This window comes from Dorea acetigenes (genome assembly GCF_025567385.1).
GTDB classification, from domain to species: Bacteria; Bacillota; Clostridia; order Lachnospirales; family Lachnospiraceae; genus Claveliimonas; species Claveliimonas acetigenes.
In genome coordinates, this window is record NZ_JAOQJU010000028.1 from 33,264 (window position 1) to 44,093 (window position 10,830).

Consider the following 10,830-nt stretch of genomic DNA (forward strand, 5'->3'; position numbering starts at 1 on the left):
GAAATTAAAAAGAGGGCAGCTATACATTTCAAGCGCCCTCTTAACAGTTTCTTTTACAATCCTAAATCCTCCGGGTTAAGGCAGCCCTCGGAGCTCTGTTCCGGCACCGTTTCCTGTCCTGCCGGATCTGACGGCTCCGTATAAACCGGTTCTGAATAGCTTTCTCCTGAATAACTTCCGTCTGAAGAACCTGATGCGGACTGTTCCGTCTGCTGCTGTTGCTGTGCTGCCGCTTCTGCTGCTGCCTGTGCCTCTGCGGCTGCCTGTGCCTCTGCGGCCGCTTGTGCTTCCCTCTGTGCTTTTGCTCCCAACTCCTGCTCTTTTGTAGAAACAGAGTCTCCAGAAGTCTTACTTACATATTTTACAAAGCCGACCTCATCCTCATAACAAAGCTCCACTTCCTTTTCAACATCTTCAAATCCAAGCGAACTCAATTCGATGACTGTATTATCCGCCAGTGTTATCTGAACATTATACACAACATTAATTGCTACATCCGCTCCATCCTCTGCTATGGAAGTATCACCTGACGCGGCATCTTCCGGCGTATAGAACAACTCCGCCGTTTCATCCTTCTCCAAAATGTCACCACTCTTCATCATATTTGCCGGATACTCCGTCTTGTCAGATGTCTTGATTGCAATACCAGTAATGTCCTGACCTGTACTGTTTTTTAAAAAAATGTCGTAGGCATCATCTGTCTTATTTCCGATAACCAGATATTCCTCTACTTCTTCCTCTTCTTCCTCCTGCATTTCTTTCTCTTCTGCGGTATCTTCTACTTCTTCCTTCTTACCACATCCTGCCAGCACAAAACACAGACAAAGTGCAAGCAGTAAATACTTCACTACTCTTTTCATTACTTTTTCCTCCTTAATTCCATATTATATCTTTAGAAACTACAATTGTATTTTGCTTTTCATTTTGTACAATGACACTGATATGTATATCTCCCGCCGGAACAGAACCTCCCTTTAAATAAAGCTGATACCCGTTTCCGTCACCGTCATCTGTCACGGTATAGAACGCCTGATAAGTCCTCGAATCCATTGAGGCGTTATCTCTTACAGATACAAAGATTTCAGTTCCGGTCTCCATATATCTTTCATCAATCTTTCCCTTCACCGTCAGATAAGATCCTTGCTTCTCCGTTTCCAATGTAGAGCCTGTCTCTGCTTCCGGCGCTAAAACCGGCGCTGTCATAGGACCCTCCATAATCGGCGCCTCCTCTGCAAATGCAGAAATTTTACGCTCCACACGTTCCACGATCACATAATCCGGGTGATATTCCTCCACCTGTGTCAGATTATAGGGAACCAGCCGGGAAAAATATCCCCGTCCTACTTCGTCTGCCATAAACGGCAGAAGACTTTCTCCAAAAGAATCCCGGAACATAAGGAGTGTTCCTTCCTTTCCCGGATTCTGCGTCTCAATCCAGTCGTCCATATTGTCTGTCACATCATTGACATACGTATAACCAGACTCTTTGTCGTAAATATAGTCTTCCTCCGGCTCAGCCGCCAGTGGATAAAGCATCTCATCAATATCGCCGATATGCGTCTTTTCTAACTCATACGGCACATTCAGGTATGTCTCGTGCTCCTTCTCCATCTGATCCATAAGCGCATTATACGCAAGAACCGCACCCTGATTATTCCAGTGGGAATCCCTCTTAAAATACAACATTTCATCCTGCCCGGCAAACAATTGATAAAGATTAACGTAGGAGATACCTGCCTCCGACATTTTCTCAGTCAAATGTTTTAGGTTACTGTCAGTACCTTTCCGGTAATAATAAGGCATGTTCTTATTATACAAACTATTTTTATTCGGTGCAACCGTAAGAATGAACCTGCTCCCACAGCTCTCCACATAATCCTGCATCAGTTTCAGATTGTGGACGACGGCATACAGCTCGCGCTCACTTAACAACTCTGTTCCACAATAGTCATCCAGTGTCCCGCTATAATACAGCCAGTCATCCGTCCCGACTACTACCTGGTCTGTGGCGCTGCTTTTTAAGACCTTTCCCCTGAGCAATGCATTTGCCGTGACAAAATACTGCCGAAAGGCAAAATGGTCCTCAAAATACTCTCCCATCTCTGAAAGATACGCTTCGTTCCACTTTCCATCTTCTGTCAGAGCAGGCCAACTGGCAAGCTCCGTATTCTCTGTCGTCTCATTGGTCGCCCAGAATGACATCCCGGCAAATGGCACTAGCAAAAGAGCAAAGACAAGTATGATAAAAATTTTATATCCCGTATTCTTCATACTTTTTCCTCCCTCTAAAATCTGAAATAAATAAATGGATTATATGTACCGCTTGACAGGCTTAATATGCACAGCACAAGGAGAAACAGGCTCATCAGATAACCGATTGGCTCCATAACCTTTCTACACGGCTGTATTGTTTCGCCCCATTCTCTTACCCATTTTAAAACCGGCATACATGCGATAACAGCGATTATGACTGTCAGAATAAACAACGGCGTCATCTGCTGTAAGACCAGATTCATCTGCGAAGCCTGGAAGCTCCATCCGGCGAACATCTTTCCCGTCATCTGGATCCCCTGGGCAAATGTATCTGCGCGGAACATGACAAATCCAACAGTCACAACCAGCAATGTATAGACATGCCTAAGCAGTCTGGGCAGCTTCTTAACCGGAATCACCTCTTCCAAAAGCATAAACATTCCATGCCACAATCCCCATATAACAAAGGTCCAGTCTGCTCCGTGCCACAATCCTGTGGAAAAAAATACGATCAGCTTATTTACACAGGTCCGCACTTTTCCCTTCCGGTTCCCGCCAAGTGGAATATACAGATATTCTTTAAACCATGTCGACAAGGAGATGTGCCACCTTCTCCAGAACTCCTGAATGCTCTGCGAAATGTATGGGTAGCGGAAATTTTCCTGGAACGTAAATCCGAATATCCGACCCATACCAATCGCCATATCACTGTATCCGCTGAAATCAAAATAGATCTGGAACAGATAGGCGATGGCTGCCGTCCACGCAGATAAAATGTTCATCTCACCCATCGGTGCGGCAAATAAAGCATCTGCGGTTACCGCCATTACATTGGAAATCAACACTTTTTTGGCAAGTCCCAGTATGAATCTGCGCATCCCTGCCGCAATCTCACCGGAATCCGTCTTGCGGCTGCGAATCTGTTCCTGAATGTCGTGATATTTTACGATCGGTCCCGCAATCAGTTGTGGAAAGAAGGAGATATAGAGCATCACATGGAACAGATTCTTCTCGGCTTCCACATCTCTCCTGTACACATCAATCACGTATGACAATGCCTGAAATGTAAAAAAAGAAATTCCTATCGGCAACGCCAAATTAGCCATAGGAATTGAACTATGGCTAATTTGGTTCACTGTCTTCAGAACCATATCCAGATATTTAAATACAAAAAGCAGTGCCAGATTGACGCACACAGCCAATCCAACTATCATTCTGCGCAGTCTTTCATTTTCTGAATCCAGCAGTCTCCCGAACAGATAATTCATGACAATACTGAATATCATCAGCAGTACGTATTTCGGCTCGCCATATGCATAAAACAACAGACTCGCAATGATTAACAGTCCGTTTTTTACAGGTATAGACGGCAAAACACTATACAAAAGGAAGACTACCGGAAGGAAGACGCATAAAAATGTCATTGAACTGAAAACCATATCGCCCACCTATTACCATTCATATTGCATAACCGGGCTGTTCACCGGCTGCATATAGAAATTATATCTTCCGATGTCCCTTGTTGATTCCGGGTCACAGATATAAGAAGCACCATCCAGATTGATGATCACCCATCCGTGCAGATTATATCCACCGCTTCTTAATTTCACACGCCCCTGAATAAACTCTGCATCATATCCCAGTCCTTTTGCCAAGTAATAAAATGCTGCGGCAAAACAATAGCAATTACCCTCGCCCAAATCAAATGCCTGAAGCGCATACCACTCTGCACTGGTATACCCTGCCGGCGGCTCAAGCGGATTCGGAAGCCTTTTATAGCTTACATTATTCACAACCCACATATAGCAGGAATACAAATCTCTTCCCACCTGGTTATATACATTATTCACATGATTTACCACGCGGATCTGTCCGATAGAACCATCCACCTGTACATTCGCACTTCCTACATACAGACGAACGCCGTTACTTAACATGACGTACATATCCGCATAATAGATTCCAAAATGAATCCCATGATACAGAACGCCGCCTCCGGTTCCGTAGGAGCCGTCCGGTTGTTTTTCCAACGTATACCAACCTGCATCTTCATTCACGCCATAACACCATACTCTCGCCTGAACCTTCTGAATATCCATAGATGCCTTCACACCCTCCGCTTTTATCCAGAAAATCCCTTCTTCCACACTTGTCTGCGTGATACTAACTCTCTGACAGCTGGCAGACATGTCCACATCCTTAAGTTCTCCCGGCATAAACTTTTCACAAAAACGCTGAACCATCGTCGCACAGACTGCCCGGTTCGTAGTTCCCTGCGGATTTAAGGTTCCGTTATCCCCGGTAATAATCTCTGCACAGACCGCCCATTCCATCGCATCCTGCGCAAATCCACTAACCAAAGCAGCATCCGGATATTTGTCAAGTTCCGACAACTCCGCCGCAATTATCTCAGACTCCTCGGCATTTGTCTCCTCAGTTTCAATTATTTCAGGATCTGTCACTTCAGATTCTTCGCCCTCAGAATCTGGTTCCCCGGGAATCGTATCGTCAGTTTCCGAGTCTATAAAACCTTTATATTCTGCATAGCGGTACAGCATTGTTGCCATCTGTTCTCTGGTAATCATATCGTCAGGTCCGAAGTTTCCTTCCTCATATCCCGTAATTACCGCCACTTCATCCTGACTCGCCCATAATACTGGTTTTGTATAAAACATGCCGTCCGGCACGTCCGGGAAAACAGCGCTGTAGCTTACATCCGGTGAACCTGCGATACGGTACAGAACCGTCGCAAATTGTGCTCTGCACAATTCTTCTCCCGGAGCAAACAGATTCTCGCCTTTTCCTGTCATAATCCCTTTGTTCAAAACATAACCAACATATGACTCATACCAATCCCCGGTATTGACATCGTCAAATATAGTTCCACTCAAGCCGGATAACTCAATTACTTCATCCGCATTCTGCACTTCATCTGCAAAGGCAGCCGTCCCCGGCACCATAAAAGTCATGCTGACAGACAAAACAAGGGCCATTAATCTTTTTATCTGCTTCTTCATCTTGCGTTCCCTCCTGTTATTCTCTCACATTTATACATTAATAACGCAAAAACCTGTGTCTACTATCACAAAATGAACAATTAACACCGGGGGAATGGAAAGAAATCTCTATCCAATCCCCCCGAAAAATATCCCCAACACATATACCACAAGAGTAATGCCTACAAATATGTATTTTGTTACAGGCTCAAACCACCTGCCAAGCGGCTTCTTCGCTCCCATCTCCACCTGGCTTCTGGCATATCCTTTCGGACATACCCAGAAAAACATAATTCCTGCAAGCAGCGCTCCCAGCGGAATGATATAAATGGACACCACATCCATCCAGGCACCGACTGAGTCTCCGCTTTCAATGAAAACACCTATTACCGCAGATACCAGCGCAATGACGCCTACCGCCGCTTTTCTTGATAACCGGAACTGTTCCTGCAGCGCTTCAATCGGCGTCTCAAAGAGATTCATCAAGGACGTAATTGCGGCAAAAAGCACCGCCACAAAAAATATAACCGCAAAGAGTCCACCAAAAGGCATCTGCTGGAATACTGCCGGAAGTGTAATAAACATCAGCGGCGGACCGCTGGCAACATCCAGTCCAAACGCAAACACCGCCGGAATCACTACAATCCCTGCAAGCAGAGCCGCACAGGTATCGAAGAATGCAACATTCTTCGCACACCCTACAATATCAATATCTTTTTTCAGATAGCTTCCATATACCAATGTTCCTGAGCCCGCCAATGACAGAGAGAAGAATGCCTGTCCCAACGCATACACCCAGGTCTTTATATCTCCAAGCTTCTCCCATTCCGGGACAAAGAGATATCGATAGCCGTCTGACGCTCCCGGAAGCGTTGCCACCCGAATCATCAAAATAATGAAAAATATAAAAAACACGGGCATCATAATTTTATTCATTTTTTCAATGCCTTTGGTTACTCCCAGCACCATAATCAGAAAAGTCAGCGCTAACCCCAAAAGCTGCCAGCCTACGCTGCCAAAGTCAACCGCCAGCTCGCCAAAATAAGCGCCCATATCCTCTACCTTCGTCAGGCTTCCCGCAACCGCACTGCACAGATATTTTAAAAACCATCCTACGACTACAGAATAACCAATCGCGATTCCCAGCGAACCGATAACCGGAATCATTCCAATTACTTTTCCGCAGGTTTTTGCCTTTTCTCCAAAGCGCATCTCCATAGCCTTTGAAAAAGCTCCGATAGGCCCCGCCTTCACGCCGCGCCCAAATGCCATCTCGCCAATCACGCCGGAAAATCCCAAAAGGATTACGAAAATAAAATAGGGAATCAAAAACGCCGCTCCACCAAACTTACCGGTCCGGTAAGGGAACATCCATATATTGCCCATCCCCACTGCCGAACCGATGCATGCCACAATGAATCCTAAACGAGTGCGGAATTCATCTCTTCCTTTTTCCTTACTTGTCCCCATCGTCCGTTTCCTTCTGTACGCAGTTTTCAGCAAGCCATTCCTGTACAATCGGCTGCAAAACAAGCTGTTTTAATGTCTCTTCGCCCGCTACTTCTTTTAGATCATCCACATCTTCATAACCATAATCTTCTGCCAGTTTTTCAAATTCTTTCTCATATTCCTCATCTGTCAGCGTAAGACCTTCCTTCTCCGCAATAACTTCCGCTACCTGGGATTGCTTGATATTATCCTTGGCCGCCTCTTTTGCTTCCTCCTCAAATTCATCCACCGTCATCTCCGTATAAAGCTGGATGAATTCATCGTATTCCATGTTGTAATAGGACGCCATCTCCTGATATTGCTCCAGATAAGTATTATAAATCCGGTCTACTTCACCATCCGGGTATCCTTTTACTTCTGCTTTCTCTAAAACTGCCTCCCACACAGCGCTGTTCAGTTCAGAATCGTAATTCTCCTGCGCAGTCTCTTCCAGGTTCTTTCTTACCTCTTCCCTGTATTCTTCCACTGTTTCAGACTCTTCAGATACCGTCTTAACAAAATCGTCCGTCAATTCAGGAAGTTCCGGCTCCGTAAGTGCATTCACCGTAATCGTAAAGACAACATCCTTGCCCGCAAGATCTGTATTCTGGTAATCATCCGGGAATTTTCCATTCCAGTCAAAGGTCTCTCCCACATTATGTCCCACAATACTATCCTCAAAACCGTCAATAAAAGAGCCGGATCCCAATTCCAACGGATAATTGTCCGCAGAGCCGCCGTCAAACTCCTGCCCGTCAACCTTTCCTACATAATTAATATCTGCGGTATCGCCTAACTGTGCTGCCCTGCCTGTTACTTCCTTATCCGTTGCATTCTCTTCCAGCACAGAATTAATCTCATTCTCTACATCTTCATCACTTATGTCTGTATCAACATCTACCTTGTCAATCTCAATCCCTTTATATCCTGACACACTAACATAATCATTCTCTGCCGTGTCAGAAGAGCATCCGCTTAAAGCTCCCGCTATCATACATATTCCTGTTACTGCTACTATTAATTTCTTCTTCATATCGCACCTCTCATATTTTTTCAACTCATTTTGTTATAACACATATTCCGCCCAAATAAAACCTTTTTCGCAAGATTTCTTTATAAATAAGTAACAGTTCAGCCCGCACCATTCGCAAAACGCATCTACGATGCTTCTCCGCTGCTATGCAGCTATTTTTGCTCATAAAATGGCGCTCCGCTCATAAGCCGGATCGTGTGTTCATTCATGCAAGCATGATTCACCCACAATCCGACTTATGGCTGAACTGTTACTATAATAATGGCGACAACAGTCTGCACACCTGCTCTTTGATACGGATCAACAGCGTCCTCTGTTTATACCGCTTCCGGGTCACCAACGTAGACTTCAGGATATCGTTCCGGAAAGCATCTTCCAGCCTTTCGGTAACCCTGGCGCTGTATATGGTCGCATTTACCTCAAAATTCAGGCTAAAACTCCGGATATCCATATTCGCTGTTCCCACACAGCTTACCAGACCGTCCACACACATACATTTGGAGTGCAGAAAGCCATTGTCGTAGGTATAACATCTTGCCCCTGCTTCGACCATATCACCCAGCCAGGAATACGTTGCCCAATACACAAAAGGATGATCCGGCTTACAGGGAACCATAATCCTCACATCAATCCCCGACTTTGCCGCTATCTTCAGCGCTTCCAGTATATCATCATCCGGTATGAAATATGGCGACTGGATATAAACCCTCTCCTTCGCCAAATGAATTAGACGCAGATAATTATTGCGGATTACCTGGCTCTTAGAATCCGGCCCGCTGGAAATAATCTGCACAGGTTCCCTCCCATTTCTCAAATAATCAGGAATCTCAAAAATACGGTCTTCCAGGAATAGATTCTCCTTAGCTGCATAATTCCAGTCCAAAACAAACCGCACTGCCAGAGAAGTCACTGCCGCCCCTTCTATACATAGATGCGTGTCTCTCCAATAGCCGAACTTCGGATCTTTTCCCAGGTACTCTCGCCCCACATTGAATCCTCCCACAAATCCGATACGGCCGTCAATGATAACGATTTTCCTGTGGTTGCGGTAATTCACGCGAAGCTGCAGCTTGCCAAGCAGCGCCGGGAAAAATTCTGCCACCGCAATTCCGGCTTTTTCCAATCTTGCCCAATCCCGGTTATGCATCGTCCGGCATCCCATGCTGTCGAAAAGCACCCGGATTTCCACACCCTGTTTTGCTTTCCTTATCAGTACTTCCTCAATCTGCTGCCACAGCTCATCATTTTTAATAATGTAATACTGTATATGAATGTAATTCCTCGCATGCTCTATCTCATAAATCAGCGACCGGAACTTCTCCTTTCCATCGGTATAAATCTGAATGTCATTATTATCTGTCAGAACCGCTTCTGCCTCATTCAGGTTATACAGGATCAGGCTTCCGAACCGTTCAAGTTCCGGATCTTTTAATCTTAGCTGCTTCCGGTATATAGATTCTTCCTGCCTTCGGATCGCATATTTTACTTCACCCTCAATCTCCTTCATCTTAAACATCCGCTCCTTATGGAAATTCTGTCCCAGAATCAGATACAGGACGAATCCCAGAATCGGAATGCAGTAAAGCACAAGAAGCCATGCCCACACCGTCGTCGGATTCTTTCTTTGAAAAAATATAATCAAAACCGACAAAAAAATATTTACAATCAGCAGATGTTCCATCAGCCACCAAAAGGTTACATTTATACCGTTCCCTATCATATCAAGCACTTTCTTCACCTCACCTATACAGTATATCCTCTTTCTTCCCGAAAAGTAACCCTAAAATCGCAAATCACTTGCACTTCCCTAAAAACAATGCTAAAATGAAACTTGTGAAATTACATTAGATATAGGAGGGTTCCCCCGTGAGTAAGGTGACACTGGTTTTATTAATCATATTGGCCGTATTGATTATTGCAGTCGTTGTATTGTATTTTTTAGGAAAGAGAGCCGAAAAAAAGCAGGCAGAACAGCAAGAACAGTTGGACGCTGTCAAGCAGACCGTCTCCATGCTGATTATCGATAAAGGAAAGCTGCGGTTAAAAGACGCCGGTTTCCCCTCTTTTGTGGTAGAGAACACGCCGAAATACCTGCGCCGTTCCAAAGTGCCGGTCGTTAAGGCAAAGGTTGGCCCAAAGATTATGACTTTCATGTGCGATGCTTCTATCTTCCCACAGGTTCCGATCAAGAAAGAAGTTAAAGCAACCGTGAGCGGCATCTATATCACATCCGTAAGAGGAATCCGCGGACCACTTGAGGCACCGGAAAAGAAAAAAGGATTTATGGCCCGCTTAAAAGAAAAAGCCGGAAAATAACACCAAGGACATCCACACCTGGTTTTCAGATGTAGATGTCCTTTATTTTTCTGATGCTTCTATACTATCCTCACTTCTAACTCCTATTTTTCTTCTGCTGCCTCCTGGTAGAGCTCTTTGAGATAGGCATAATCAAGCTCACCCTCTACGACCTCCGCCATGATCGCATTATCCTCCGCAAGGCTGAGTACATAATTGCCTTCTTTACTTTTTCCCAGAATCACAACGGAACAATCTTCGCCTCCGATTCTCTTCGAGGAAATCTTGATTCCTAATCCATTCTCCTCACGCCCATAATAAGAACTTGTCGGCAGAATTTCCTTAATGGAAAGAGAACTCAGGCTTTCTACCACATAATCCGCGGTCTCCGGATCATCCACAAGATATTCCTGCCCATCCGGATTATCGTAAAAATTCTCACATAGAAAGACTTCATAATCCCCGGCAGAATCACTGTCTGCTTCAAACAGTTTTTTCACATCGGGATCCAGCTTCCGATCCTCCAGTCCTCCGGTGGTTTCGGGAGTCTCATATTCCCCTCGAACTTTAAACGCTATGATAATCACAACTGCAAGGACACATAAGATAAGAATGAAAATAAATATCTTTTTGTCGTTAATTTTAGTCCCTTTCATAATACCACCCCTCTCTGGATGCTGGTACTGTAAAGTTTTACAGTCCTATTTTTCTTTAAAACCTTATATTTTCAAGGCATTCATCACTTTTGCAAATAAAAAAGCAATG

General features: G+C 44.7%; 9 protein-coding genes. 1 reads left to right on the top strand and 8 read right to left on the bottom strand.

The window, feature by feature from the left end:
- Nucleotides 1-53: 53 nt before the first annotated feature.
- The 7 genes from OCV99_RS15300 to cls form a co-directional block, all read right to left on the bottom strand.
- The gene (locus tag OCV99_RS15300; protein WP_158371691.1) at nucleotides 54-860 is read right to left on the bottom strand and encodes a hypothetical protein; all 807 of its coding nucleotides are present in this window, start codon (nucleotides 858-860) and stop codon (nucleotides 54-56) included.
- Nucleotides 861-873: 13 nt separating this feature from the next.
- On the bottom strand, nucleotides 874-2,271 hold the full coding sequence (locus tag OCV99_RS15305) for an alginate O-acetyltransferase AlgX-related protein (RefSeq protein ID WP_158371693.1): 1,398 nt from the start codon (nucleotides 2,269-2,271) through the stop codon (nucleotides 874-876).
- Nucleotides 2,272-2,285: 14 nt separating this feature from the next.
- Nucleotides 2,286-3,692, bottom strand: a complete 1,407-nt coding sequence (locus OCV99_RS15310; protein WP_158371695.1) for an MBOAT family O-acyltransferase — start codon at nucleotides 3,690-3,692, stop codon at nucleotides 2,286-2,288.
- A 12-nt stretch (nucleotides 3,693-3,704) separates the two neighbouring features.
- Nucleotides 3,705-5,270: an S-layer homology domain-containing protein gene (locus OCV99_RS15315; RefSeq protein ID WP_158371697.1), complete on the bottom strand. Its 1,566-nt coding sequence runs from the start codon at nucleotides 5,268-5,270 to the stop codon at nucleotides 3,705-3,707.
- A gap of 108 nt (nucleotides 5,271-5,378) precedes the next feature.
- The gene (locus tag OCV99_RS15320; protein WP_158371699.1) at nucleotides 5,379-6,719 is read right to left on the bottom strand and encodes a sodium-dependent transporter; all 1,341 of its coding nucleotides are present in this window, start codon (nucleotides 6,717-6,719) and stop codon (nucleotides 5,379-5,381) included.
- Nucleotides 6,706-7,770 (bottom strand): trigger factor, encoded by a 1,065-nt coding sequence (gene tig, locus OCV99_RS15325; protein WP_158371701.1) that lies wholly within the window; start codon nucleotides 7,768-7,770, stop codon nucleotides 6,706-6,708. The genes OCV99_RS15320 and tig overlap by 14 nt, the downstream gene beginning before the upstream one ends.
- Nucleotides 7,771-8,023: 253 nt before the next feature.
- Complete coding sequence (gene cls, locus OCV99_RS15330; protein WP_416810599.1) at nucleotides 8,024-9,499, bottom strand: cardiolipin synthase; 1,476 nt, start codon at nucleotides 9,497-9,499, stop codon at nucleotides 8,024-8,026.
- A 137-nt stretch (nucleotides 9,500-9,636) separates the two neighbouring features.
- On the opposite strand from cls, the gene OCV99_RS15335 reads away from it, so the two are divergent.
- Nucleotides 9,637-10,086, top strand: coding sequence for a hypothetical protein (locus OCV99_RS15335; RefSeq protein WP_158371703.1), 450 nt, complete (start codon nucleotides 9,637-9,639; stop codon nucleotides 10,084-10,086).
- Nucleotides 10,087-10,169: 83 nt separating this feature from the next.
- Here OCV99_RS15335 and OCV99_RS15340 read toward each other — a convergent pair whose 3' ends face one another.
- Nucleotides 10,170-10,721 carry a hypothetical protein gene (locus OCV99_RS15340; RefSeq protein WP_158371705.1) on the bottom strand — a complete coding sequence of 184 codons (552 nt, stop codon included), beginning with the start codon at nucleotides 10,719-10,721 and terminating at the stop codon, nucleotides 10,170-10,172.
- Nucleotides 10,722-10,830: the final 109 nt, after the last annotated feature.

What these genes read in the sequence shown, in the direction of transcription:
- OCV99_RS15300 (WP_158371691.1), bottom strand. Translation starts at nt 860, where the DNA reads ATGAAAAGAGTAGTGAAGTATTTACTGCTTGCACTTTGTCTGTGTTTT.
- OCV99_RS15305 (WP_158371693.1), bottom strand. Translation starts at nt 2,271, where the DNA reads ATGAAGAATACGGGATATAAAATTTTTATCATACTTGTCTTTGCTCTT.
- OCV99_RS15310 (WP_158371695.1), bottom strand. Translation starts at nt 3,692, where the DNA reads ATGGTTTTCAGTTCAATGACATTTTTATGCGTCTTCCTTCCGGTAGTC.
- OCV99_RS15315 (WP_158371697.1), bottom strand. Translation starts at nt 5,270, where the DNA reads ATGAAGAAGCAGATAAAAAGATTAATGGCCCTTGTTTTGTCTGTCAGC.
- OCV99_RS15320 (WP_158371699.1), bottom strand. Translation starts at nt 6,719, where the DNA reads ATGGGGACAAGTAAGGAAAAAGGAAGAGATGAATTCCGCACTCGTTTA.
- tig (WP_158371701.1), bottom strand. Translation starts at nt 7,770, where the DNA reads ATGAAGAAGAAATTAATAGTAGCAGTAACAGGAATATGTATGATAGCG.
- OCV99_RS15340 (WP_158371705.1), bottom strand. Translation starts at nt 10,721, where the DNA reads ATGAAAGGGACTAAAATTAACGACAAAAAGATATTTATTTTCATTCTT.